The organism is Neorhizobium sp. T25_27 (genome assembly GCF_002968565.1).
GTDB classification, from domain to species: Bacteria; Pseudomonadota; Alphaproteobacteria; order Rhizobiales; family Rhizobiaceae; genus Neorhizobium; species Neorhizobium tomejilense.
The window spans coordinates 519,882-544,751 of record NZ_PVBJ01000002.1 but is presented as its reverse complement, the minus strand read 5'-3'; the positions used below and the strand labels follow the sequence as shown (position 1 = coordinate 544,751).

The following is a 24,870-nucleotide window of genomic DNA, read 5'->3' as shown; positions in this document are numbered from 1 at the left end:
ATCAGGCCGCATTTTCCAGCACGACCATGCCGGCGCCGGTCATCGATGCCGGGGCGTGGTAGTGCTTGTGGATGAGGTTGACGTCGCTGTTCATCGCGGCGCGCATGACCAGCCACATGATCAGCTCGGCGCCTTCGGAGCCGAATTGCTCGACATAGTCTTCGCGGCTCATGGCGCGATAGGGTTCCGGATTGCTGGCGATGCCGTCCAGCCAGGCGCGGTCGGCCGCCTGGTTGATGAAGCCGGCACGGGCGCCCTGCAACTGATGCGACAGGCCGCCGGTGCCGAGAATGACGACGCGCTCGTCGCCCGGCCAGCTCTCGATTGCTTCGCGCAGGACCTTGCCCATGTCCCAGCAGCGCTGCGGGGTGGGGATCGGATACTGGATGGTGTTGACCCAGATCGGCAGGACCTTCACCGGCCAGGCTTCCGGCCGGCCGAAGAACAGTTCCATCGGCACCTGCAAGCCGTGATCCACCTCGATCTCGCGGCAGACCATCGGATCGAAATGGCGCTCAACCAGCTTGTCGACGAAATGCCAGGAGAAATCCACGGCACCCTCGAATGCCGGGATGGCGCGCGGACCCCAGCCTTCGTCGATTGGGTTGTAGGTTTCAGCGACGCCGACGGCGAAGGTCGGCACGCGATCGAGGAAGAAAGTATTGCCGTGATCGTTGAAGACGACGACGGCGATGTCGGGCTTGGCATCCCGCATCCACTGCTTGCCGACTTCGTAACCGTCGAAGAACGGCTTCCAGTCAGGCGTGTCGCGCAGCCCCTTGTCGAGTGCCGCACCAATCGAGGGAACGTGGCTCGTTCCAAGCCCACCGATGATCTTAGCCATTGCGCTTTTTTCCCAGTCTCAGATGCAGGAAGTCTTCGTGTTCCATGCTGGCCTGGGCCGCACCGATCCTGGTGATCGGGGTCGGATCGACCGCGGAAATCTTCAGGATGAAGAAGAGATTGCCGCCGAGGCGCACCATCTCGTGCCAGTCGCGAGCCATAACCGCCGACTTTTCGTGGGCGCTCAGGCCAAAACTGTCGAGATAGGCCTCTTCGTTAGCCTTGAAGGCTGCGCGGTTGGCGGGCTGGCCAAGCGCCATGGCCATCTTGTTGATCCGGTAGCCGCGGATCGAGCCTGCCCGGTCGAAGAGCGGGGTATCCGGTATCGTAGCTGCTGCTTCACTCATTGGGATTCTCCAAATCTGCGCGCCAGCCATTCGGTGATGGCGGCGGTCGTTTCCACGGGGCGTTCGACGGGAGCGAAATGCCCGGCATTTTCGATGATGACGAGTTCGGCATCCGGCACTGCGTCGGCAATTTCCTGGTGCTGGGCGATCGGGCTCCAGCCGTCCTGGCGAGCGGCGACAAGCAGGATGGGACAACGAAGATCGGCGATATAGGCGCTGGCATCCGGGCGGCAGATAAGGGCGCGGATTTGGCGCTCATGAACCTGCGAGCCTGCCCTGAGGACCATGGCGTGGAGGCGTTCGATCAGGTCCTTGTCACCCACGCGGGCCGGATCGAGCATCGGCGGCAACCATTGCTGCGCCAGGTCCTCGACGCTGCGGTTGCCGAGATCGATCATCTGCTGACGCTTGATTTCCTCGCCTTCGCGCTTCGGATGATGCCCCGTATTGGCCAGCACGAGACCGCGAACCCGGTGCGGCGCCATGCGAGCCATTTCCAGAGCGACGCGGCCACCCATCGAGTGGCCGACAGCAACGATATCGCCATCCGTCTCATCGAGAAGCGTTCGAGCCATACCCGTGATCGATGCGCCGTCGGAGAGATCGGCGTGATGAACCGGCATGACGCCAGACGCCGCTTCGGCCAAGGGCGCCCAGACGATGGCGTCCGATACAAGCCCGGGTATGAGAACAAGGGTCGTCATGATCTTCCTATCGGACCAGCCTGTGTGGGGCAGATCGCACAACCGCCAGCCGAAAATCCTCTGGCGCAATGTATATATCGATTTTATTTGGGATACAATAGACCGGATCATAAGCCAGAAATGGTCAAAATTTACATATTTGGGATACATATCCCCGAATCGCGTGTGCTCAGGCGCCAAGACCGCAAAACAAAAGGGCGATTGCCGTGGCAATCGCCCCTATTATCCACGCACTCAACTGGAAGATCAGGCAGCCTCGCCGAGTTCCCGGCGCATGATCTTGGCGCCCTCGACCATCGCCTTCATCTTGCCGAAGGCGACCTCGCGGGGCAGGTATTTCATGCCGCAATCGGGCGCGACGATGATGTTCTTCGCCTCGACGTAAGGCAGCGCCCGGCGGATGCGGTCGGCGACGGTTTCGGGAGTCTCGATATTCATGTCCGACAGGTCGATGACACCGAGCATCAGCGTCTTGCCGGAAAGACCGGTCAGCGTCGAGCAATCGAGGTTCGACTGCGCCGTTTCGAGCGACACCTGGTGGCAGGAGCAGCCCGAAAGCTGGGTCAGGAAGGAATAGCCTGACGGCCGCTCGTGGATAATGGCCGCATAACCGAAGCAGATATGCACGGCCGTCGTGCCCTGCACGCCGTCGAGCGCGCGGTTGAGCGCCGCGAGACCGTACTGTTCCGCCTTCTGCGGCCGGGCCTGCATGTAAGGTTCGTCGATCTGCACCACGTCGGCGCCGGCGGCGAAGAGATCGCGGATCTCGGCGTTCACCGCGTCGGCATAGTCGTAGGCGGCTTCTTCTTCCGACTTGTAGAAATCGTTCTGGGCCTGCTGCGACATGGTGAAGGGGCCGGGAACGGTGATCTTGATCTTGCGGTCCGTGTGGCTGCGCAGGAATTTCACGTCCTCCGCCTCGACCGCGTGTTTGTGGCGGATCTTGCCGGTAATGCGCGGAACGGGGTTCGGGTGGCCGGAACGATCAAGCGCCGAGCCCGGATTGTCGAGATCGACGCCTTCAAGCGCGGTCGCAAAGCGGTTCGAATAGCTCTCGCGGCGGATTTCGCCATCGGTGATGATGTCGAGGCCGGCCTCCTCCTGCGCCTTGATCGCCATGATCGTCGCATCGTTCTGTGCCTCGGCGAGGTATTCCTGGGGGATGCGCCAGAGTTCCCTGGCGCGGACGCGCGGCGGGAAACGGCCCGCAAGCTTGGCGCGGTCGATCAGCCATTCCGGCTGCGGATAACTGCCTACGAGTGTCGTTGGAAAAAGCACTGTCTCATCCTCCCATGTGTCAGTGTTGAAAGACGTTATACCTCGACAGACGGCTGTCGTGTCAATGACGACGGAGGCGTTAGTTCCTTGACGAACGAGAAGTCGCGACCGAATATCGCCCGCCGCCTGCGAAGGCGGCATTCAAGATTCCCAAGGAGAATTCATGCCGCTGGACCCCAAGATCATCGAGACGCTGAAGGGTGTCTCCACCGCCACGCTGACCACGGTGCTTTTGAAAAAGGGCCTGCGCAATGTCTGGATGCGCGGCACCAAGCCGCTGAGGCCGGGCCAGGGCCGCGTCGTGGGGCCTGCTTTCACACTGCGATTCGTGCCCGCCCGCGAGGATCTGGCGACGCCGGAAAGCTGGGCTTCGCCGATCTCCACCCGCGCGGCGATCGAGGCGATGCCCGAAGGCTGCGTCGCGGTGGCTGACGCGCTTGGCGTCACCGATGCCGGCATTTTCGGCGACATTCTCTGCTCCCGGATGGCGAAGCGCGGCGTGGCAGGGCTTGTCACCGACGGCGTGATGCGTGATGCCGAAGGCGTGCTCGGCAGCGGCATGAAGGTCTGGTGCGATGGTATCGCTGCTCCGCCTTCCGTCGCGGGCCTGACTTTCGTCGGCTGGCAGGAGCCGATCTCCTGCGGTGGCGTTGCCGTTTTCCCGGATGATATCGTCGTCGTCGATGATGACGGCGCGGTGCTGATCCCCGCCAAGCTGCTCGACGCAGTTGTCGCCGAGGCGCCGGAACAGGAACGCATGGAAGGCTGGATCATGACCGAGGTCGACCGGGGCGTGCCGCTGCCCGGCCTCTACCCGATGAACGCCGAAATGAAAGCCCGCTACCAGGCCTGGAAGGACGCCCAATGATGACCTTCGGGATCGAGACCAAAGGCGTCTACGCCATCGCCACCACGCCGTTCTTTGAAGACGGATCGATCGATTTTACCTCGATCGACCGGCTGACGGATTTCTACGAGCAGAGCGGCTGCACCGGCATCACCATTCTCGGGATCATGGGCGAAGCGCCGAAGATGGAGCCGGAGGAAAGCCGCGCCATCATCAAACGTGTCGTCTCTCGCGCCAAAGTTCCAATCATCGTCGGCGTCTCGGCGCCGGGCTTTGCCGGCATGCGATCGCTTGCTCGCGATGCGATGGACATGGGTGCTGCCGGCGTGATGATCGCCCCGACGCCTGCGCTGCGTACCGACGACCAGATCGTCAGCTATTTTGCCGGCGCCGTCGAAGCGGTCGGCGAGGATGTGCCGTGGGTGCTGCAGGATTATCCGCTGACGCTCACCGTCGTCATGTCGCCGGGCGTGATCGCCAGGATCATCACCAACCACCCGTCCTGCCTGATGCTGAAGCATGAGGACTGGCCGGGGCTCGAAAAGGTGTCGAAGCTGCGCGCCATGCAGAAGGCCGGCGAACTGCGCGTCTTCTCGATCCTCTGCGGCAATGGCGGCATGTTCCTCGATTTCGAACCGGAACGCGGCGCCGACGGCGCAATGACCGGCTACGGTTTCCCCGACATGCTGACGGAACTGGTTGGCCTTTTTGCCGCCGGCAGGCGCGACGAGGCGCATGACCTGTTCGATGCGCATCTGCCATTGATCCGCTACGAGCAGCAGGCCGGCATCGGTCTGGCGATCCGCAAACACGTGCTGAAACGGCGCGGCGTCATCACCTCGGATGCGCAGCGCAAGCCGGCCCAGATGCTTTCTGCGACCGCCAAGGCAGAAGTTGACTATCTGCTCACCCGCCTCGCCAAACACGACAGGCGCGCGGCGTTTTGAGCTGCAAGCGCCTGACCTTATCGCAAGGTCAGGCGCGCCACCCTCTCCGCGATCGCCATGGAGGCGGTCAAGCCGGGGCTTTCGATGCCGTAAAGCGCGGCATAGGCCGGGTGGCCGGTAGTTTCAGGCCCCTGAATGATAAAGTCGCCGGCCCCTCTCCGGTTCGGACCGACTACTTTTGGCCGCATGCCCGCATAGGCAGGCTGCAGGGCGGCGTGCGGCAGATTTGGCCAGTAGCGGCGGATCGCTGCATAGAACTTGTCGGCGCGGCGGGGATCGACGTCGTAGTCGATCGTCTCGACCCATTCGACATCCGGGCCGAACCGCGCCTGGCCGGCGAGATCAAGCGTCAGGTGGACGCCGAGCCCGCCGGTCTCCGGCACCGGGTAGATCAGCCGTTCTGCGGGCGCGCGGGCGGTCAATGAGAAATAGCAGCCTTTTGCATAGTGGCGCTCGGGGATAGTTCCCCTGTCGAGGCCGATCATGCCTTCGGAGATCGCCCAGGCGCTTAAGCCGGCCGAGTTGACCACCAGGTTCGCCTCGATCTCCACGGGATCGCGGCCGCCGACCGAGAGCCGCACCGTGTCGGCCAGAAGTTCGCCTCCCAGGACGGGCGAGTTGAGCACGACGCTGCCGCCATGCGCCTCGATATCGGCGATATAGGCTCCCATCAGGCTGTGGCTGTCGATGATGCCGGTCGAAAGGGAGACAAGTGCTGCAAAGCCCGTGATCTGCGGCTCGAGGCGGGCAAGTTCGGCCCCGTCGATCAGCCGGCAATCGTCGACGCCATTGGCTTGCGCCTGTTTCAGCAGTTTTTCGAGATAGGCGACTTCGGCCTCGTTCGAGGCGACGACCAGCTTGCCGCATCTCTTGTGCGGGATATGGCGATCGCGGCAATAGTCGTAGAGCTTCTCCTTGCCGGCGACGCAGAGTTCGGCCTTCAGGCTACCGGTCGGATAATAGAGCCCGGCGTGGATGACTTCGCTGTTGCGGGAAGAGGTGATGCTGCCGGTCATCGACTCGGCTTCCAGGAGCACGACCTCGCGGCCGGCAATTGCCAGTTCGCGGGCCACCGCCAGCCCCACCACGCCCCCGCCGATGACGACGCAATCGAGCGTCAACACTTCACCCATGCCATTCTCCGCACTTTTGCCTTCCGGTCGGCGGGCGGGATGATATACGAGAAATCCATTGCGGCCAGCGCTTCGGCCGCCGTGGGTTCGATTGGGAGGAGTTCAAATCATGCAGGAATTTTCGCAATGAAGGTCGTGTTTCTGGACCGCGACACGATCGGCCCTTCGGTGACGATCACCCGGCCCGCGTTCGCTCATGAATGGGTAGAGTATGGCAAGACGGCGCTGGAGGATGTGGCTTCCCGTATCGCGGATGCCGATATCGTCATCACCAACAAGGCGCCGGTGCGCGAGCAATCGATCGCCAATGCCCCGAAGCTGAAGATGATCGCGGTTGCTGCCACGGGTTATGACGTGATCGATCTGGCCTTCGCCAAGGAGCGCGGCATCACCGTCTCCAACGTGCGCGGTTATGCGGTCAACACCGTGCCGGAGCATACGTTCGGCCTGATCTTCGCGCTCCGCCGTTCCATCGTCGGTTTTCGTGAGGACGTGATCGCCGGCGAATGGCAGCGCGCCAACCAGTTCTGCTTCTTCAACCATCCGATTAAGGATCTGGCCGGATCGACGCTCGGTATTTTGGGCCGCGGCACGCTCGGCAAGTCGGTGGCGAAGATCGCCGAGGCGTTCGGCATGAAGGTCATCTTCGCGGCCCGGAAAGATGCCGAAAAGGTCGAGCCCGGCTACACCGCCTTCGACGAGGTGCTGGAAACGTCGGATATCATCACCTTCCACATGCCGCTGACGCCGGCGACCCGCGACCTCATCGGCCTGCCCGAGTTCCGAAAGATGAAGCGGCATCCGCTGATCATCAATACCGCCCGCGGCGGCCTGGTGAACGAGGCCGATCTGGTGACCGCGCTCGACGAGGGCCTGATCGGCGGCGCCGGTTTCGACGTGCTGACCAGGGAGCCGCCGGCGCCGGACAATCCGCTGCTGACGATCCTGGAACGGCCGAACTTCATCCTCACCCCGCATGTGGCCTGGGCGAGCGACGAGGCGATGCAGACGCTCTGGGCGCAGGTCATCACCCATGTCGAGAATTTCGAAAAGGGCTCGCCGTCCAACGTGCTCTGAGGCAACACGCTCGGAAGAGAGGTCATGACATCCGCCATTTCCCATCGTCGCTTGTCGGATTGCAGCCTGGAAGAGGCGGCTGAAGGTTTTACTGCCGGCTTTTCGGGCTATGTGGTGCCGATGAATGTGACGGTCCCGTCGCTGCGGTTGCGCATCGAACGCGATCATGTCGATCTCGATGAGAGCTTCGTCTATTTCGACGGCGAAAAACCGGCTGGCATTCTGCTGATCGGCCGGCGGGGTGATCTTTCGCGGGTCGGCGCGGTCGGCATGGGGCCGACGATCCGCGGCCGCGGTTTCGGACGCAGCGTCATGCTCAATGCCATCGAGGCGGCGAAGGGGCGCGGCGACCGAAAACTCATCCTCGAGGTGATCAACACCAATGAGCGGGCGCGCGATCTCTATCTGTCGCTCGGCTTCGTGATTACCCGCAAACTTGTGGGCTTCGGCCGCAGCCGCAGGCTTGCCGCTCCGGATGTGGCGCCGACCAAGGAAAGCGACCTGAAGAGGGCCGCAGCGATGCTCGCAAAATTCGCCGATGCCGGCCTCTCCTGGCAGACGGATCCCCGAAGTTTTGAGAGAGCCGGCGCGCCGCTGAAAGGTTTCGTGCTCGATGACAAGGCGGCCGTGCTTCTGGATGACTCGGGCAAGGATATCCGGCTCCTCGGCCTCGCGGTCGATCCCACCCATCGCCGGCAGGGGTTTGGCCGGTCGCTGACCGATGCCCTCGCCGCCCGTTATCCGGGCCGCAGGCTCTTCATCATCGAAAACGTGCCGGAGGGCCTGCTCGACCGCTTCATGCGGCGGATCGGCTGGCGGAAAAGTACCCTCACCCAGTCCGAGATGGCAATCGATCTCACCTAGTCGCCGAGTTCGATCCAGGCCGGCGCGTGGTCGCTCGCATGGTCGCGGCCGCGGACGTGGCGGTCGACGCCGGCTGCCTGCAACCGGTCCGCGATCGAGGGGCTGAGCAATAGGTGGTCGAGCCGCAGGCCGGCGTCTCGGCCCCAGGCGTTCCTGAAATAATCCCAGAACGTATAGATGCGCTCGCCGGGGTGGAGCTTGCGGATCGCGTCGGTCCAGCCTTGTTCCCGCAGTCGGGAGAAAGCCTCTCGTACCTCCGGCCGGAACAGCGCGTCATCCCGCCAGCGTTCCGGTTTGTAGACATCGAGATCGGTCGGCATGACGTTATAGTCGCCGGCAAGGACGATGGGTGCACCTGTCTCCAGCAGCGCCTGAGCGTGCGCCAGAAACCGCTCGTACCAGGCAAGCTTGTAGGCGAACTTCGGCCCTGGGGCGGGATTGCCGTTCGGAGCATAGAGGCAGGCGATCAGCACGCCCTGCACCGCGGCTTCGATATAGCGGCTGTGAAGGTCCTCCGGATCGCCCGGCAGGCCGCGGCGCGTCTCGATCGGATCGGCGTCGCGTGCAAGGATGGCGACGCCGTTCCAGCTTTTCTGGCCGTGCCAGGCTGCGCCGTAACCCGCCTTCCCGATCGCCTTTGCCGGAAACTTCTCCTGCGGCGCCTTCAGCTCCTGCAGACAGACAACGTCCGGCGCCGCCTCCTCAAGCCATTCGAGGAGCAGGCCGAGGCGACCGTTGACGCCGTTCACATTGAAGGTCGCGATCTTCATGGATGCATCAACGTCGAGGGCGGCATTTGGATGCGGTTAAGCTTGTGGACAAAAGCGTTTTACAAATTAGCAAAACGTTCAGGGATAGTCTGGAAGATGCCTTTTCAATCGACCGCGCCGCATCCGCGCGGCAAAAACCATTTGTGGAGAGGTCCGTCGATGGCGGAAGCAATCGAAAATAGCGTGCGCGAGTTCATCGCGGAAAATTTTCTTTTCCGGGCCGACGCGCAGGTTTCCAACAACCAGTCGCTGCTCGAAAGCGGCGTGATCGATTCCACCGGCGTGCTCGAACTGATCGCCTTCCTGGAACAGACCTACGGCATCACCGTGGCCGACGATGAAATCGTTCCGGAAAACCTCGACAGTATCGACAACATGACGAGCTACCTGTCGATCAAGCTGGCAGCGGCCTGAGGCTGCGCCGGTGCGCATAGAGGCCAGGCTCCGCGATAGTGCCAGACGTTTCGGGACAAAGCTCGCGCTCATCGCGGGCGACGTCCGGCTGACCTACGCAGAACTCGATGCCTTGTCCGATCGCCTCGCCGCAAGCCTTGCCAGCGGCGGCATCAAGCCCGGTGACCGGGTACTGATGGTGCTGGACAACAGCCATGAGGCGGTGGTCAGCTTTTTTGGCCTCTGGAAGGCGGGTGCCGTGCCCTGCCCACTTTATCCGTCGATCAAGGCGGAAAAGCTCTCTGTCATTCTCACCAGCACAGAGGCTTCCGCGGTCATCACCCATGCCCGTCAGCGGGCAACCGTGAATGCGGCCATCGCCATGGCGAAGATGCAGCCGCTGACGATCGTCGCCCAGGCGGATGCCGGCGACGATCTCGGTCGCGGATTACGGTTCGAGGATCTGGTCCGCGACGAGGTTTCGGTACCACTCGGGAAATTCGACAACACCGAAGCGCTGGCGCTGCTGCTTCACACCTCGGGCTCCACCGGCCAGCCGAAGGGCGTGATGCTGACCCACGCCAATGTTGGCGCCGCCTGCGAAGCGATCGTTGCCTATCTCGGCAATACGTCCGAGGACGTCGTGCTCAGTGTCCTGCCGCTGTCCTTCGGCTACGGCATCACGCAGGTGGTGACGATGGTGATGGCCGGCGGTACGCTGGTTCTCGAAAAGAGCTTCGCGTTTCCGCGGAAGATCCTCGAACGGCTGACAGAGGTAAAGGCGACGGGTTTCCCGCTCGTGCCGCCGATGGCCGCTCTGATTACCGGCATGAAGGATCTGGAGCCGGGTTTCCTGCCACATCTGCGCACCATCACCAGCGCCGCCGCGGCCATGCCGCCGGCCCTTGCAGAACGGTTGCAGCAGCTTTTCCCGGAGATCCGGCTTTTCCTGATGTACGGCCAGACGGAATGTCTGCGTGCCACCTACCTGCCGCCTGAAGAGGTTTCCCGCCGGCCGCTTTCGGTCGGCCGCGCCATTCCCGGCACCAGCGCTTTCGTGATCGGCGAGGACGGACGGCCCGCCCCTCCGGGCACGATCGGCGAACTTGTCGTCGAGGGGCCGCATGTGATGTCCGGTTACTGGGGCAACGGCCTGACCTCGGTAAGGGCATTTTCGCGGGTTGCGGGCAGCAGGCGGCTGCACACCGGAGATCTCTTCCAGGCGGATGCGGACGGCTTTCTCTATTTCGTCAGCCGGCGCGACGACATCATCAAGACACGCGGCGAAAAGGTCAGCCCGCAGGAAGTCGAGCGCGCGCTCTATGCGCTGCCCGGCATCACGGAAGCGGCGGTTGGCGGCATCGACGATCCGATCTTCGGCCAGGTCGTCCGCGCCTATGTGGTGGTGGAGGACGGCGTGACGCTGACCGAACGGGAAATCATCCGCCACTGCGCCCAGTTGCTTGAAGATTATATGGTGCCGAAAAGCGTCGAGTTCCGCGACGCGCTGCCGCGTACGACGACCGGCAAGATCCGGCTCGGCGCGGACGAAACAAACACAGTCACACGGGGGAATGTCGCATGATCCAGAGCCTGAAGCAGGCCCAGAAGGCGGGAAAATTCTCGGCCGAGACGCTGAAGCTCGATGCGGAGGCCGAGATCGAGCGCATCTGCGGGTGGCTGCGCGAGACGGTGCTGAAGGATCTGCGCAAGCGCGGCGCGGTGCTCGGCTTGTCCGGCGGCATCGATTCCAGCGTCACCGCGGCCCTCTGCGCCCGCGCGCTCGGTCCGGGCAAGGTGACGGGCGTCTTCATGCCGGAACATGATTCCGATCCGGACAGCCTGAAACTCGGCAAGGCGCTGGCCGAAGCCGTCGGCGTGGAGACCGTGCTCGAAGATATCGGACCGGCGCTTGCCGCGGCCGGCTGCTATACCCGCCGCGACGGCTTCATCCGCCAGATCGTTCCGGCGTTCGGCGAGGGCTGGGGCTGCAAGGTGGTGCTGGAAAATGCGCTGACCGGCCGCGGCTACAATATTTCCTGGCTGGTGGTCGCCAATCCGGCGGGCGAACAGAGCCGCCACCGCATGCCGCTCGAGGTCTATCTCGGCATGATCGCGGCCGCCAACATGAAACAGCGTACCCGCAAGCAGATCGAATATTATCATGCCGACCGGCTGAACTTTGCCGTCGCCGGCACGCCGAACCGGCTCGAGTACGATCAGGGCTTCTTCGTGAAGAACGGCGATGGCGCCGCGGATTTCAAGCCGATCGCGCATCTCTACAAGAGCCAGGTCTATCAGCTTGCCGAAGCCCTCGGCGTACCCGCCGATATTCGCCGGCGCCCGCCGACGACGGACACATGGTCGCTGCCGCAGGGCCAGGACGAGTATTACTTCTCGCTTCCCTATGACCGGATGGATCTCTGCCTCTACGGGCTCGACAACGGGATTGCGCGGGAAGAGGTCGGCGACGCCGCCGGGCTGACGCCGGACGAGGTCGATGCCGTCTGGCGCAATATCGCCTCGAAGCGCAAGGTGGCGGAATATCTGCATGCTGAACCGGTGACTATGCTCGGTTAAGTGGGCTCGGCTGAGAAGCCTCAGTCGAACCGGTCGCCGATCAGGCGCGTCCAGCTTTCTCCGGCTAGGCCGCTGATCAGCGCCTGGCCGGACCTGATCGGCTCCAGCAGGCTCTTGTCGCGCGCCTGCGCGACAAAGAACGATCGGCCGTAGAAAATTGTCTTGCGGCTCATCAGCGTCGGGATCAGCCATGGATGCCCGCCGCCGCGTATGCCGGAGCATCCCATCTCGTAAGCGTGGGCAAACAGGTCGTCGACCATTTCCGCTGCCGCGTTCGGCGCCGACAACGCCTGCAGCAGCCAGCCGATCTCGCCGGGACCGGCGAAATAGACGTAGGCCGCAAGCGGTCGTCCGTCCGGAGCAGAGCCGACGCGCCATTCCGGATAGCCGAAATTCCGCTTGTTTTCCGCCTGATCCAGGAACCATCCCAACGAACGATCATCCCAGCGCGGGCGAAGGGGATAGTTCAAGGCAAGCGTCAGAACCGCCGTGCCGAACTCCTCGCGGGTGACGTCGCGGAACGTGATCTTCGAGGCGTTGCGTTCGGCCGGCCGAAGAGGCGTCATGCGGACCAGCGCCGAGCCACGGTCGGCGATCCGACCGAAGGGACGCAGGAGGGCCGCGGGACGCAACCGCCTGGCCAGGACCTCGACCGCTGCGGAAGCCGGACGCAGGATGCGCAGCCAATTCATGCTGTAGCCGGGATCGAGCGGATGGCCGGCCTTCTGCCACATGCCGAGCGCCGTGGAATTGGCGGTCTCTGTCAGCGAGATATCCTGCGGACCGGCGAGGAAGGAGCGCAGCAGCCGTGCCCCGGCGAGTGGATTATCCTTCGGGTTCTGGACCATCATCGAGCCGGCGAAGGCGGCGCGGAGCGGTCGGCCGTCAAGTTCCAGCCGCGACGGAAAGACGCCGATAAAACCGGAGACCCTTCCACCAGTGCCGGCAAAGACCTTCGAACGGATATCGGGCTCCGCCCAGGGATGGTCGAAAAAGGCTTCTTCCAGATAGGCGATCAATGAGGGCGACGGCGCATTCGTTTTGCGGAACGTCTCCTGGAAAAGCTGCGCTACAGCCTCGATATCACCGCGCTCGAAATCGCGGACCGTGCCCGCTTCCGTCTTTCCCGTCATCGCCGTCCCCTTGTCGCGAGGACCTTGCATCAGGAGAATTAAATAAACGAAAAGAGGCCCCGCAACGCGGAGCCTCCGGAGTTCCATTGGCGGAACGCTTACATCCAGTACGGCGGAATGCCGTAATAGTCGTAGATCGTCCGGCCCTTGTCGTTGTACCAGGTATCGTCATCCAGATCGCGGTAACGCGGGGCGCCGGTGATCTGCTCCTTGGTCAGGTCGATGCGGTAGCCATCGAGCTGTTCGTCGTAACGAAGCTTTTCCCAGGGCAGCGGGTAGTAGTCGTCGCCGATACCCAGAAAGCCGCCGAAGCTGAGCACCGCATAACCGACCCGACCGCCGCGCTTTTCGAGAAGCACGCGGACGATAGAGCCGATATGTTTGCCGTCGGCGCCATAAACCTTTGTCCCTTCGACCTTGTCGCTGGCGATCAGCGATGGGCTGTCCTTGACATAGGGATCCTGTCCGGCTCGTGGTTCTTGATGCAACATTGCGCACCTCCTTTTCGTGATTCCTCGTGCATTTCGCAACGGATGGAAAACGCCCGATCCTTTGGGATGTTCCGCTGTCGGTTCAATTGCACCTGGATACGAACATCAGGCCCCTCGTTGACGTTTACGTCAAAGGCGGATAGCTGTTTAAATCTGTGCGGATGGCTTGATGCTGTCGCGGCATGGCATAATCTGTTGTTCGCGGGAAGGTGGAGGACCTGACCCGCACGCGCCGGGAAAGCGCGGGACAACAACAAGAACGATAGAGGAGGTCGGCATGAACGAAGTCACCGCACGTACCGGTGCCAATCCACCCAAGATCTGGCTCGCCTCCTATCCGCCGACGGTGCCGGCCGAGATCCCGCCGCTGCACCATCATTCGCTCGGAGACCTTTTCGAGGACAGCTGCGCCCGGTATGCGGACCGTCCCGCCTTTTCGAGCATGGGCAAGTCGCTGACCTACCGTCAGCTCGAAGCGGAAAGCCGCAAGATCGGCGCCTGGCTGGAAGCCCAGGGCCTCGTCAAGGGCGACCGCGTGGCGGTGATGCTGCCCAACATTCTCCAGAACCCGGTGATCGTATACGGCATCCTTCGCGTCGGCATGGTGGTCGTCAACGTCAACCCGCTCTACACCCCGCGCGAACTGGCCTACCAGCTGAAAGATGCCGGCGCCAAGATGATTTTCGTCCTCGAAAACTTTGCCCATACCGTGCAGCAGGCTTTGCCGCAGACGGAGATCAGCCAAGTGGTCGTCGCCACGATGGGCGACATGCTCGGCCTGAAGGGCCATATCGTCAATCTGGTCGTGCGCAAGGTGAAGAAGCTCGTGCCGGAATGGTCGCTGCCATCGAGCCGAAGCTTCAAGCAGGTGGTTGCCGAAGGCGCCCGGCAAACGATGAAACCGGTCGAGGTCTCGCCTCACGATATCGCCTTCCTGCAATATACCGGCGGCACGACCGGCGTTTCCAAGGGCGCGATCCTCACGCATGCCAACCTGCTCGCCAACAAGGAGCAGATGGCGCTGTGGCTGGAAACCGCGTTCCTCAACAAACCGCGCCCGGAGCAGATCCAGTTCGTCTGCGCCCTGCCGCTCTATCATATCTTTGCGCTGACGGTGAATTCGCTGATGGGGGTTGCGACCGGCAGCCACAATATCCTGATCGCTAACCCGCGCGACATTCCGGCCTTCGTCAAGGAACTGCAGAAATACAAGATCCACATCTTCCCCGGGCTCAACACGCTGTTCAATGCGCTGATGAACAACCCGGATTTCCAGAAGCTCGACTTCTCCTCTCTATTGCTCGTGTTCGGGGGTGGCATGTCGGTGCAGCGGCCGGTCGCCGAGCGCTGGCTGAAGATGACCCATAGCCAGATAACCGAGGGTTATGGTCTGTCGGAAACCTCGCCGGTCGCCACCGCCAACCGGCTCGACGCCACCGAATTCAGCGGCATGATCGGGCTTCCCATCTCCTCCACGGAAATCTCGATCCGTAACGACGACGATTCCGAGGTGGAACTCGGCGATGTCGGCGAGATCTGCATCCGTGGCCCGCAGGTGATGGCCGGTTACTGGAACCGCCCGGACGAAACCGCCAAGGTCATGACGGGGGACGGTTATTTCCGGACCGGCGACATGGGTTATATGGACCGCCAGGGCTACACCAAGATCGTCGACCGAAAGAAGGACATGATCCTCGTCTCCGGCTTCAACGTCTATCCGAACGAAGTCGAGGAGGTCGTCGCAACCCATCCCGGCGTGCTGGAATGTGCGGCGATCGGCGTGCCGGACGAACATTCCGGCGAGGCAGTGAAGCTCTTCGTGGTCAAGAAGGATCCCAACCTGACGGAGGCGGACGTCAAGGCCCATTGCGTGGCCAGCCTGACCGGCTACAAGCGCCCGCGATTCATCGAATTCCGCACCGAACTGCCGAAATCCAATGTCGGCAAGATCCTGCGTCGGGAGCTGCGCGGCTAACCTACCGTTGCAACGCTGCGACAGATGACGACCAAGCGTGTGTCGTAAAGCCGGAATCCCTCCGTTAGCGGTGGACGATGCGGCAGTCCTTGATTAGCCCTTTCCGCGGGGGCTGGTCAAAGCATGTTGGAGTTCGCTTGGAAAGCCGCGCCGGAGTTTCGTTTCGTGTGATTGCCGTCGTCACGGTGCTGAGCGTCCTTGCAGGCTGTGCGGGGCGCCCAGAAGGCGTGCTCATTCCAACCCAGACGCAGGCAGCCGGGACCTCGACGGTCGATGTGCTGGTGGCAACCACGCGACGCCCGACCGAGACGCCCGGTGTGCTGTTTTCCGGCGAGCGCGGCAAGGAGCCCGTCGTTACCGAGATTGCGGTCTCCATCCCGCCGGACAAGGCCCGAGAGATCGGGCAGGTGCAGTGGCCGTCGAAGCTGCCTGCCAATCCTGCAAAGGAGTTCGCGACGGTTTCCGTGACGCCGCTTGCCACCCCGGCTGCTGAATCCTGGCTCAAGGGCCACCTGGGCAAGAGCCGGCGGGTCTTCGTCTTCGTGCACGGCTTCAACAACCGCTACGAGGACGCCGTCTACCGCTTTGCCCAGATCGTCCATGACTCCAACGCCGACGTGGCTCCGGTCCTGTTCACCTGGCCGTCGCGCGGCAGCATCTTCGCCTATAACTACGACAAGGAAAGCACCAACTATTCCCGCGATGCGCTGGAGGAGATGCTGCGCCGGCTGGCGAAAGAGCCGAATGTCGGGGAAATCACCGTCATGGCCCATTCCATGGGATCGTGGCTGACCGTCGAGGCGCTCCGGCAGATGGCGATCCGCGACGGTCGGGTGGCGCCGAAGATCCAGAACGTCATCCTCGCCTCCCCCGATCTCGATGTCGACGTGTTCGGCCAGCAGCTTGCCGAAATCGGCGAAAAGCGGCCGCATTTCACGCTGTTCGTTTCCCGCGACGATCGGGCGCTCAGCCTGTCGCGACGGATTTCCGGCAATATCGACCGGCTCGGCCAGGTGGATCCGACCGTCGAGCCCTATCGCAGCGAATTCGAGAAGGCTGGCATTGTCGTCCTCGACCTCACGGCGCTCAAGACCGGCGACAGGTTGAACCACGGCAAGTTCGCCGAGAGCCCGGAAGTGGTGAAGCTGATCGGCAACCGGCTGATTGCCGGCCAGACGGTAACCGATAGCGATGTCGGGCTCGGCGACCGGCTCGGTGCCGTGGCGTTGGGTGCCGCCCAGACAGTCGGCGGGGCGGCGAGCGTCGCCGTCAGCACGCCGATCGCGATCTTCGATCCGGCGACGCGACGCACCTACAACGACCAAGTCGACCGGCTCGGCAATGCTGTCGGCAACACGGTGACGACTGCTGTCGGGCAATAAACACGCCATCGCTTTCGGCCGTGCTTGATTTGACATGGAAACGGAATAGGTTCCCGATCATCCCATTCAGAGTGCCGAGGAATCACCCATGCAGGCCATCGTCCAAGACCTGAAGTCCACCGTCGCGAAAACCAATGCCACGGACATCCGCGCCGCCTTCGCGGCCGATTCCGGCCGTTTCGCCAAGTTCAGCGCCGTTTTCGACGATCTCCTGATGGACTATTCCAAGACGGCCGTGAACGAGGAGACCATGGTGCTGCTCGAAAAGCTGGCAGATGCCAGCGGGATTGCGGCCAAGCGCGAGGAGATGTTCTCGGGCGTTGCGATCAACTTCACCGAAGGCCGCGCTGTCCTGCATACGGCACTGCGCAACCGCTCCAATACGCCTGTTCTGGTCGACGGCAAGGACGTGATGCCGGATGTCAACGGCGTGCTCGCCGCCATGGGCAAGTTCGCCGACGGCATCCGCTCGGGCGCGCTGAAGGGCGCGACGGGCAAAAAGATCACCGATATCGTCAATATCGGCATCGGCGGTTCCGATCTCGGCCCGGTCATGGTCACCCTGGCACTGGCACCGTTCCACGACGGCCCGCGGGCGCATTTCGTCTCCAATGTCGATGGCGCCCATATCGCCGACACGCTGAAGCTGCTCGATGCGGAAACGACGCTGTTCATCGTCGCTTCCAAGACCTTCACGACCATAGAGACGATGACCAATGCAGCCTCGGCGCGCGCCTTCATTGCCGACAAGCTCGGGGAGGCAGCCGTCGGGCATCACTTCTGCGCCGTCTCCACCGCGCTCGACAAGGTCGCCGCCTTCGGCATCGACAGCGACCGCATCTTCGGGTTCTGGGACTGGGTCGGCGGACGGTATTCGATCTGGTCGGCAATCGGCCTGCCGCTGATGATCGCCGTCGGCCCTGAGAACTTTGGCAAGTTCCTGGACGGCGCGCATGCGATGGACACCCATTTCCGCACTGCGCCGGTGCGCCAGAACCTGCCGATGCTGCTCGGCCTGATCGGCTTTTTTCACCGCAACGTTCTCGGCTATCCGTCGCGCGCCATCCTGCCCTATGACCAGCGGCTGCTGCGCTTCCCGGCCTATCTGCAGCAGCTCGATATGGAATCGAACGGCAAGGGCGTGACGATCGACGGCACCCCGGTCGAGGGCAATTCCGGCCCGGTGGTCTGGGGCGAACCCGGCACCAACGGCCAGCACGCCTTCTATCAGCTCATCCACCAGGGCACGACCGTCATCCCAGCCGAGTTCATGATCGCGGCCAACAGTTTCGAGCCGCATCTGCGCCACCAGCACGAGTTGCTGATCGCCAATTGCCTGGCGCAGTCGGAAGCGCTGATGAAGGGCCGCACCGTGGCGGAGGCCAAGGCGCAGCTCACCTCAAAGGGAATGGACGATAGGCAGGCCGACTTCATCGCGCCGCACCGCGTCTTCACCGGCAACCGCCCCTCGATCACCTTCGTCCACGACAAGCTGACGCCATTCGCCCTCGGCCGGCTGATCGCGCTCTACGAACATCGCGTATTCGTCGAAGGAGTGCTGTTCCGCATCAACTCGTTCGACCAGTGGGGCGTCGAGCTCGGCAAGGAACTGGCGACCGGCCTGCTACCCGTCGTGGAAGGCAAGGAAAGTGCTTCCGGCCACGACGCATCGACGCAAGGGCTGGTGAAGGCGCTGCTCACCGCCCGGAAATGACGTTTCGGCCCTCACGTCCGGGGGCCGAACTATCTCCCTTTAAAGACCGAAGGCAGGGCCTCAGAGACCGATCTCATGGGCAAACGGCGGGTTGGCGCCCGCCCGCGATACGGTGACGGCAGCGGCCTTTGCGCCGAGTGCCAGAGCCTTGCTCACGGCATCCTCGGTCAGACGCGCGACCTTTTCCTTGGTCAGCAGGTCCTGCATCTTCAGCGAGGCCAGAATGCCCGCATCGAAGGTGTCGCCGGCGCCCACCGTGTCGACCACCGTGACGCGCTCGCTCGGCACGGATACCTTGAAGCTCTTGGTATAGCCGGTGGCGCCATCCGCGCCACGAGTGAGGACCACCAGCTTGGCGCCCTGATCCAGCCAATGCGCTGCCAGCGTGTCATGGTCGCCTTGCATGCCGAACCAGTCCAGGTCCTCATCGGAAAACTTGATGATGTCGGACATGGCGGCCATCCGGCGGACGCGGTCCATGTGCTTCGGCTTGTCCTTGATGAAGCCGGGGCGGATGTTCGGATCGAAGGAGATCACCCGCTTGCGGTACTCGCGGGCCATCAACGCCTCGTAAGTGCCGCCGCAGGGTTCGTGGATCAGGCTGATCGCGCCGAAATGCATGGCCTCGCAGTCATCGCCGAGCGGCGGCAGGTCGGCCTCGGTGATCATCCGGCCGGCAGTGCCTTCGTCGTAGAAAGCATAGGTCGCCTGGCCGTTGACGAGTTTCACGAAGGCAATCGTGGTCGGGCGGGAAGAGACAGCCGCAAGGCTGTAATCCACGCCGCTCTTTGCCAGCGTGTCTCGCAGGACGTCACCCATCAGATCATCGGAAATGCCGGTGAAAAACGCGGTCGGCTGGCCAAGCCGCCCGAGCGCTATCGCGGTGTTGAAGATCGCGCCGCCGGCGTAAGGCGCAAAGCCTTTTTCACCGAGCGTGGTGTCACGCGGAAGCATATCGATCAGGGCTTCGCCGCAGCACAAAATCATAAAATCCTCCCGCGCGCTTCTCAGCAGTTTTTCAATCGATTAAGCGAGCTTTTGCCAAAAGGCCAGAGCAAAAATTCAGAGCGCGATCTCGCCGACGCCGCCATTGCGTCCCGACCAGGCCAGCGGTGCGTCGAGAAAGGCCTCGACTTCCGACAGCGTGTTGTCATCGAAAAGCTTGCCTTCCCTGGCCGCCGCCAGGACGTTACGCCAGGTGGCGATGTGATGAAGCTTCACCTGGCCGTTCGAGAAGCGTTCGTAGGCTTCCGGGAAAATATCGTAGAAGAAGAGCGCGATGCCGTGATCGACGGTAGCGCCGGCAGCCCGGATCGCATCGATGAACTTGAACATGCTGCCGCCGGCAGTCGTCAGGTCCTCGATGACCAGCACGCGCGCGCCCTCCGGCAGATGGCCCTCGATCTGGGCATTGCGCCCGTGGCCCTTCGGCGCCTTGCGAACGTAGATCATCGGCAGGCCCAAACGTTCGGCGAGGAAAGCCGCGAAGGGAATGCCTGCGGTCTCGCCGCCGGCAACGCAGTCGAACTTCTCGAAACCGGCGTCGCGCATGACGGTCGCGGCCGCGAAATCCATGATCGCCGAGCGGATGCGCGGATAGGAAATCAGCTTGCGGCAGTCGATATAGACCGGGCTCATCAGGCCGGAGGCAAATTTATAGGGCTTGTCGGCGCTGAAATGGACCGCTCCGATCTCCCAGAGCATCTTCGCCATCAGTTCGGCCATTACGCCGCGGTCCGGAAATGTGGTTTGAATCATGCGCCCGCTCCTTTTGTCAAAACCACGCGCCGCAATAGCAGCATGCGGCAGAGTATGCCAGACGATGCGAAAAATAAGGAGGGAGTCAGGCGGTGGTACGCGTTTCGTTCAGGTCCACCGGGCGAAGATAACCTGCGACATGCACGCGGTCGCGGCCGGCCCGCTTTGCTTCGTAGAGCGCGTTATCGGCAAGGCCCAGCACGGCTTCGAAAGGCTGGCCGGTCGGGGCACCGACCGCCACACCGGCGCTGACCGTGCACTTGAGCACCGCGTCGCCGATGATGATCTCGCGAGCGGCGAAACGGCGGGAGATGTCATTGGCGATCCGCTCGGCCCGTCCGGGAAGGGCGTTGACGAGGATCATCACGAACTCCTCGCCGCCAAGCCGAGCCACGGTGTTGCGAATTTTAGTGCCGCTTCTGAGATCGTCGGCAAAAAGCCTCAGCACTTCGTCGCCGGCGGCATGGCCGTGCTGGTCGTTGATGGCCTTGAACCGATCGATATCGAAAACGACGACGGCAGTCGACGGACCGAGAGTGCGATGGCCATACTGCTCGAAGAGAGCGCGGCGGTTGAGAAGCCCCGTCAGCGCATCGGTGATCGCTTCGTGGCGATGGTGGGCCGCCATGCGCCACTGATGCAGCGCCAGCGACAGCGCACCGATGCCGGTCATGCCGGCGATGCAGACAGCGATATTGAGGTTTTCGGCCCAGTTGTCGGGCGCGTGGCCCAGCACCCATTGTTGCCCGTCGATCAGGACGACGGCACATAGGGCGAAAGACACCGCGGTGGCGGCGTAGAGCACCGCCATTCCGATGAGTGGTCCCGGCGCCTCCCGGCGTGCGCACCAATATTGCCTGGCGGTTTCGAGGAGTAGCCCCGCCGTGGCAAGGTTCATGACGATGAACCCGAGGCCATCGAGGCCGGCAATCATCAGCGGCAGGCCGAAAGTCACGGAAGCAGCGGTAATGGCACCGGCCATGATCCAGGGCCGGGTCCCGCTGCGGAACTGCACCGATGCCGCATAGATCGTGCCGAACCCCGCCATCAGGAACGTATAGGCGATCGAGGCGCCGACGACGTCGGCTTCGACGGTATAGGAACTATAGGCGAAAATGCCCGAAACCGTGAGGCAGAGCGCGATGACGAGGGTGAGAAGGAAGGAATCGGTGCGACGCGAATACCATGTGCCGAACAGCGTCACCATCAGGCACGCCGCTGAGACGCCCAGCGCGAGCAGAAGAGAATGATAGTCGAGCATCATGCCTAGCTTTCTCTTCGGGTACATCCCCGCCGGAAAATCTTGGGCGCCAAGCTAAGCCCGGATTCTATCCAAAAGGTTACCGGATCGATCCAAATTCCATCAATCGATGACCATTAGAATTTACTAATCAATCACTTGCCAATGAAGCGGGAACATCGGATCGAAGACCGTGATCGGCCCGGCGCCGCTGTCGCGCTTGGCTGGAAACTTCACCGGTTCATCACGCTTTTCAAGCGTGATCGTTTCTTCGTTCGGCTTCAGCCCATACCAGGCAGGGCCGTTCAGCGAGGTGAAAGCCTCCAGCTTGTCGAGTGCATTGTCGTCCTCGAACACATGCGCGAGGCAGCTCATGGTGTTGACCGACGTATAGATGCCAGCGCAGCCGCAGCCGCATTCCTTCAGCGGATCGACATGGGGTGCGGAATCGGTGCCAAGGAAGAAGCGCGCATCACCGGATGTCGCTGCCGCGCGTAGTGCGAGGCGATGGTTCTCGCGCTTGGCCACCGGCAGGCAGTAATAATGGGGGCGGATGCCGCCGACCAGGATGGCGTTGCGATTGATGATCAGGTGGTGGGTGGTGATCGAACCGGCCAGATTGCCCTTCGACGACTTGATGTAATCGATGCCGTCGGCGGTCGTCACGTGCTCCATCGTGATTTTCAGTTCCGGCAGGCGCTGGCGCAGCGGATCGAGCACTGTTTCGATGAAGACGGCTTCGCGATCGAAGATGTCCACTTCCGGGGTGGTCACCTCGCCGTGCACGCAGAGCGGCAGACCGATCTTCGCCATGCGTTCCAGAACCGGCATCGCCTTGTTGAAGTCGCGCACGCCGCCATGGGAATTGGTCGTGGCCCCGGCGGGATAAAGTTTTACGGCCGAGATCAGGCCGCTCGTCTTGCCCTCTTCCACGTCGTCCGGGTCGGTATTCTCCGTCAGGTAGAGCGTCATCAGCGGCTCGAAGCGATCGCCTGCCGGAAGGGCGGTGAGAATGCGGTCGCGATAAGCCCTGGCATCCGAGGTCGTCACCACCGGCGGCACCAGGTTGGGCATGATGATTGCGCGTGCGAAATGCCGGCTCGTATCGCCGATCACCGCTTGCAGGACGTCGCCGTCGCGAAGGTGCAGGTGCCAGTCGTCAGGGCGGCGGAGCGTGAGCGTTTTCATGGGAGAACTTCCGGACGTGGTCGATCAGTCCGCCATAACATCAATGGTTCGGACAAAACAATCCGATCATGCGAGGAACCTGCAATCCAGCAGGCCCGATCCAGGTTACTTCTCACGCGAATGTGCGGGATGCAAAGGCTTCTCGCGCACGAAACCTGAAAGGCACGCGGAACCGGTGCCTGCTTCCGGCGTTCGTTAAGCAATCTGAATGATCAGTTAAATCGGAGCGCAAGATGAAATCCCGCCTCTCGAAAGTCAACAGGGGTTTTGCAATTGCCACAGGTACCGCCGTCGCGCTCTGCGCCCTGACGGTTTCACTGGGCGCCGAGGAACGCGCCAAACTGCAGCTCACCTCTGCCGTGCAGACGGAATGTGACCGCCTCGCCGGCAGCCCCTACGATCAGCAGCGCAACGGAAAGTTTGCACCTGTCGGCATTTCGGATATCGACGGCACCGCGGTAGACGCCTGCCGCATGGCCTATGACGCGACCGGCAATCCGCGTTTCGCCTATCAGCTCGGCCGGGCTCTCAACAAGACCCAGCAGGCCGACCAGGCGATGAATGCCTACGATGTTGCAGTCCAGGCGGGATATGCCGCCGCCAAGGTGAATTTCGGCATGCTGATGGGCCGGCTCGGCGACGAACGATCGGAGTTCCAGCTCTATACCGAGGCTGCCAATGGCGGCAACGTGTTGGCCGCCTACAATCTCGGCGTCGCTTATCGCGATGGCCTCGGCACCCAGCCGGATGTCGAGCGGGCGCTCACGTGGTTTGAAAAGGCGGCGGCGGAAGGCGACGACACGGCTGCCTTCAATATCGGGGCGATCTATGACGAAGGCCAACTTGTGGAGCAGGACGACCAGACGGCGATCGCCTGGTACGACCTTGCGGCTCAGCGCGGCAATACCGATGCGATGATCAATCTCGGGCTGATGTATGAGGCCGGCGAAGGCATCGAAGCCAATGCTCTGAAGGCTGCCGAAATGTACGGCAAGGCTGCCGAGAAAGGCGATGTCTTCGGCGCCTACAAATTTATGCAGATGCAGGAACTGGGCATTGTCCCGGGTCCGAGCGACCCCGCGACGATCGAAGGTGTCAATTCGCTGGTGCTGAAGCCGGGCGACATGGAGCAGTCGGCCGGCAACGGCAAGAAAATCTGAAACTCAGATTTCCCCAGCGGATGGCCCCCATACGTCGGTCATCGCAAATCCGTCCGACAGCGGATCGAACGGATCAAGGGCAATCTGATGCAGACCGAAAGTGAAACCACGGCCGGTGATCGTCGGAACGATCGCCGGCTTTCCTGCGACCTCCGTTTCGGACGCCAATCCCACCTCGAACTCAGAACCGATGATCGAGCGCGACTTGAAGACGTCCCCCACCTTGACCTTGCCGCGCGCATGGAGCGCTGCCAGGTTGGCGGAATTGCCGGTGCCACAGGGCGAACGGTCCGCCCTGCCCGGCCACATCGTCGTGCAGGTCCGCACCGTGCCATCGGCTTCGGTGTCCCGGAACATCACATAAGCGACGCCGGAGATCGCGGGGATTTCCGGGTGGACGACTTCGATCTGCCTGTTGATGAGGTCCTTCAGCACCATGCCGGCCTGGACGAGTGCTGCCGCATTGCCCTTCTCGATGGTGAGACCGATCTGGCCGACATCCACCAGCCCGTAAAAGATCCCGCCATAACAAAGGTCGAGCGTGATATCGCCCCACGACGGGGTCTGAACCGTGACATCAAGCTGATGCACGAAAGACGGCACCATGGTGAGCTTCACCTTCTCGCAGCGCCCGTCGCGGCACGTCGCGGTCGCACGCACGAGGCCGGCCGCGGTTTCCAGAATAACGACGGTTTCAGGCTCCTGCATTTCGACAATGCCGGACTCCAGAAGCGCCGTTGTCACGCAGATCGAGTTCGACCCGGAACTCGCATGCGCCTGGTCCGGCTGCAGGATGATGAATGCGGCGTCCGAATCGGGATGTTTCGGCGGCAGCAGCAGATTGACAGAGCCGATCGGCGCTCCGCGCGGCTCGAGGCAGAGGAAACGACGAAGCTCGTTGCCCTTCGGATCGGTGTTCAGCCAGTGAAGCTGGGCGGCAACCGTTTCGCCCGGGATCTTCGGCACGCCGCCGATCGCGACCTTGCCGATCTCACCCTCGCAATGAACGTCCAGCAGCTGGATCGTGCGCTTCCATCTCATCTCAG

At 62.5% G+C, this 24,870-nt stretch carries 24 protein-coding genes; 11 read left to right on the top strand and 13 right to left on the bottom strand.

Annotation, left to right across the window (positions count from 1 at the left end):
- Position 1 precedes the first annotated feature (1 nt).
- The 4 genes from C5J24_RS09515 to C5J24_RS09500 all read right to left on the bottom strand — a co-directional run bounded on the left by C5J24_RS09515 (position 2) and on the right by C5J24_RS09500 (position 3,172).
- On the bottom strand, positions 2-844 hold the full coding sequence (locus C5J24_RS09515) for a class III extradiol dioxygenase family protein (RefSeq protein WP_105417445.1): 843 nt from the start codon (positions 842-844) through the stop codon (positions 2-4).
- The gene (locus C5J24_RS09510) at positions 837-1,190 is read right to left on the bottom strand and encodes an extradiol ring-cleavage dioxygenase (RefSeq protein ID WP_105417443.1); all 354 of its coding nucleotides are present in this window, start codon (positions 1,188-1,190) and stop codon (positions 837-839) included. Before C5J24_RS09510 ends, C5J24_RS09515 begins: the two co-directional genes overlap by 8 nt.
- Complete coding sequence (locus C5J24_RS09505) at positions 1,187-1,894, bottom strand: alpha/beta fold hydrolase (RefSeq protein WP_105417441.1); 708 nt, start codon at positions 1,892-1,894, stop codon at positions 1,187-1,189. Before C5J24_RS09505 ends, C5J24_RS09510 begins: the two co-directional genes overlap by 4 nt.
- A gap of 246 nt (positions 1,895-2,140) precedes the next feature.
- Entirely contained in the window at positions 2,141-3,172 is a 1,032-nt protein-coding gene (locus tag C5J24_RS09500; protein ID WP_105417439.1) for a uroporphyrinogen decarboxylase family protein, read from the bottom strand.
- 163 nt (positions 3,173-3,335) lie between these two features.
- Between C5J24_RS09500 and C5J24_RS09495 the strand changes: the two genes are divergently transcribed.
- A complete protein-coding gene (locus tag C5J24_RS09495) occupies positions 3,336-4,040 on the top strand; it encodes a ribonuclease activity regulator RraA (protein WP_105417437.1) in 705 nt (234 codons plus the stop codon).
- Positions 4,040-4,966, top strand: a complete 927-nt coding sequence (locus C5J24_RS09490) for a dihydrodipicolinate synthase family protein (protein ID WP_105417660.1) — start codon at positions 4,040-4,042, stop codon at positions 4,964-4,966. The genes C5J24_RS09495 and C5J24_RS09490 overlap by 1 nt, the downstream gene beginning before the upstream one ends.
- Positions 4,967-4,983: 17 nt before the next feature.
- Here C5J24_RS09490 and C5J24_RS09485 read toward each other — a convergent pair whose 3' ends face one another.
- A complete protein-coding gene (locus tag C5J24_RS09485) occupies positions 4,984-6,099 on the bottom strand; it encodes an NAD(P)/FAD-dependent oxidoreductase (protein WP_205836929.1) in 1,116 nt (371 codons plus the stop codon).
- Between the two features lie 126 nt (positions 6,100-6,225).
- Here C5J24_RS09485 and C5J24_RS09480 point away from each other — a divergent pair, with 126 nt between their 5' ends.
- Positions 6,226-7,176: a D-2-hydroxyacid dehydrogenase gene (locus C5J24_RS09480; RefSeq protein WP_105417435.1), complete on the top strand. Its 951-nt coding sequence runs from the start codon at positions 6,226-6,228 to the stop codon at positions 7,174-7,176.
- Positions 7,177-7,200: 24 nt separating this feature from the next.
- Positions 7,201-8,040, top strand: a complete 840-nt coding sequence (locus tag C5J24_RS09475; protein ID WP_105417433.1) for a GNAT family N-acetyltransferase — start codon at positions 7,201-7,203, stop codon at positions 8,038-8,040.
- Here C5J24_RS09475 and xth read toward each other — a convergent pair.
- Positions 8,037-8,810: an exodeoxyribonuclease III gene (xth, locus tag C5J24_RS09470; protein ID WP_105417431.1), complete on the bottom strand. Its 774-nt coding sequence runs from the start codon at positions 8,808-8,810 to the stop codon at positions 8,037-8,039. The two genes, C5J24_RS09475 and xth, sit on opposite strands and share 4 nt — an antisense overlap.
- 159 nt (positions 8,811-8,969) lie before the next feature.
- On the opposite strand from xth, the gene C5J24_RS09465 reads away from it, so the two are divergent.
- From C5J24_RS09465 to nadE, 3 genes are read left to right on the top strand one after another with little or no spacing between them, the layout of a single operon-like run.
- The gene (locus tag C5J24_RS09465; protein WP_046610902.1) at positions 8,970-9,224 is read left to right on the top strand and encodes an acyl carrier protein; all 255 of its coding nucleotides are present in this window, start codon (positions 8,970-8,972) and stop codon (positions 9,222-9,224) included.
- A gap of 10 nt (positions 9,225-9,234) precedes the next feature.
- Entirely contained in the window at positions 9,235-10,788 is a 1,554-nt protein-coding gene (locus C5J24_RS09460; protein WP_105417429.1) for a class I adenylate-forming enzyme family protein, read from the top strand.
- Complete coding sequence (nadE, locus tag C5J24_RS09455) at positions 10,785-11,783, top strand: NAD(+) synthase (protein WP_105417428.1); 999 nt, start codon at positions 10,785-10,787, stop codon at positions 11,781-11,783. Before C5J24_RS09460 ends, nadE begins: the two co-directional genes overlap by 4 nt.
- A gap of 20 nt (positions 11,784-11,803) precedes the next feature.
- Here nadE and C5J24_RS09450 read toward each other — a convergent pair whose 3' ends face one another.
- On the bottom strand, positions 11,804-12,916 hold the full coding sequence (locus C5J24_RS09450; RefSeq protein WP_172723899.1) for a hypothetical protein: 1,113 nt from the start codon (positions 12,914-12,916) through the stop codon (positions 11,804-11,806).
- Positions 12,917-13,014: 98 nt separating this feature from the next.
- Positions 13,015-13,407 (bottom strand): PRC-barrel domain-containing protein, encoded by a 393-nt coding sequence (locus C5J24_RS09445; protein WP_105404153.1) that lies wholly within the window; start codon positions 13,405-13,407, stop codon positions 13,015-13,017.
- A gap of 277 nt (positions 13,408-13,684) precedes the next feature.
- Here C5J24_RS09445 and C5J24_RS09440 point away from each other — a divergent pair, with 277 nt between their 5' ends.
- From C5J24_RS09440 to pgi, 3 genes are all read left to right on the top strand, one after another.
- Complete coding sequence (locus C5J24_RS09440) at positions 13,685-15,382, top strand: long-chain fatty acid--CoA ligase (protein WP_105417424.1); 1,698 nt, start codon at positions 13,685-13,687, stop codon at positions 15,380-15,382.
- 137 nt (positions 15,383-15,519) lie between these two features.
- Entirely contained in the window at positions 15,520-16,764 is a 1,245-nt protein-coding gene (locus C5J24_RS09435) for an alpha/beta hydrolase (protein ID WP_105417422.1), read from the top strand.
- 88 nt (positions 16,765-16,852) lie between these two features.
- Positions 16,853-18,478 (top strand): glucose-6-phosphate isomerase, encoded by a 1,626-nt coding sequence (pgi, locus tag C5J24_RS09430; RefSeq protein WP_105417420.1) that lies wholly within the window; start codon positions 16,853-16,855, stop codon positions 18,476-18,478.
- 60 nt (positions 18,479-18,538) lie between these two features.
- Here the strand turns inward: pgi and C5J24_RS09425 are convergent, their stop codons facing one another.
- From C5J24_RS09425 to pyrC, 4 genes are all read right to left on the bottom strand, one after another.
- Complete coding sequence (locus C5J24_RS09425) at positions 18,539-19,465, bottom strand: carbohydrate kinase (RefSeq protein WP_105417418.1); 927 nt, start codon at positions 19,463-19,465, stop codon at positions 18,539-18,541.
- A 75-nt stretch (positions 19,466-19,540) separates the two neighbouring features.
- Complete coding sequence (locus tag C5J24_RS09420) at positions 19,541-20,236, bottom strand: orotate phosphoribosyltransferase (RefSeq protein ID WP_105417416.1); 696 nt, start codon at positions 20,234-20,236, stop codon at positions 19,541-19,543.
- A gap of 85 nt (positions 20,237-20,321) precedes the next feature.
- A complete protein-coding gene (locus tag C5J24_RS09415) occupies positions 20,322-21,500 on the bottom strand; it encodes a GGDEF domain-containing protein (RefSeq protein WP_105417414.1) in 1,179 nt (392 codons plus the stop codon).
- 123 nt (positions 21,501-21,623) lie between these two features.
- Positions 21,624-22,664 carry a dihydroorotase gene (gene pyrC, locus C5J24_RS09410; protein ID WP_105417412.1) on the bottom strand — a complete coding sequence of 347 codons (1,041 nt, stop codon included), beginning with the start codon at positions 22,662-22,664 and terminating at the stop codon, positions 21,624-21,626.
- A 233-nt stretch (positions 22,665-22,897) separates the two neighbouring features.
- Here pyrC and C5J24_RS09405 point away from each other — a divergent pair, with 233 nt between their 5' ends.
- Positions 22,898-23,824, top strand: a complete 927-nt coding sequence (locus C5J24_RS09405; RefSeq protein ID WP_105417410.1) for a tetratricopeptide repeat protein — start codon at positions 22,898-22,900, stop codon at positions 23,822-23,824.
- Positions 23,825-23,827: 3 nt separating this feature from the next.
- Here C5J24_RS09405 and C5J24_RS09400 read toward each other — a convergent pair whose 3' ends face one another.
- Positions 23,828-24,865, bottom strand: coding sequence for a 4-hydroxyproline epimerase (locus tag C5J24_RS09400; RefSeq protein WP_105417408.1), 1,038 nt, complete (start codon positions 24,863-24,865; stop codon positions 23,828-23,830).
- Positions 24,866-24,870 lie beyond the last annotated feature (5 nt).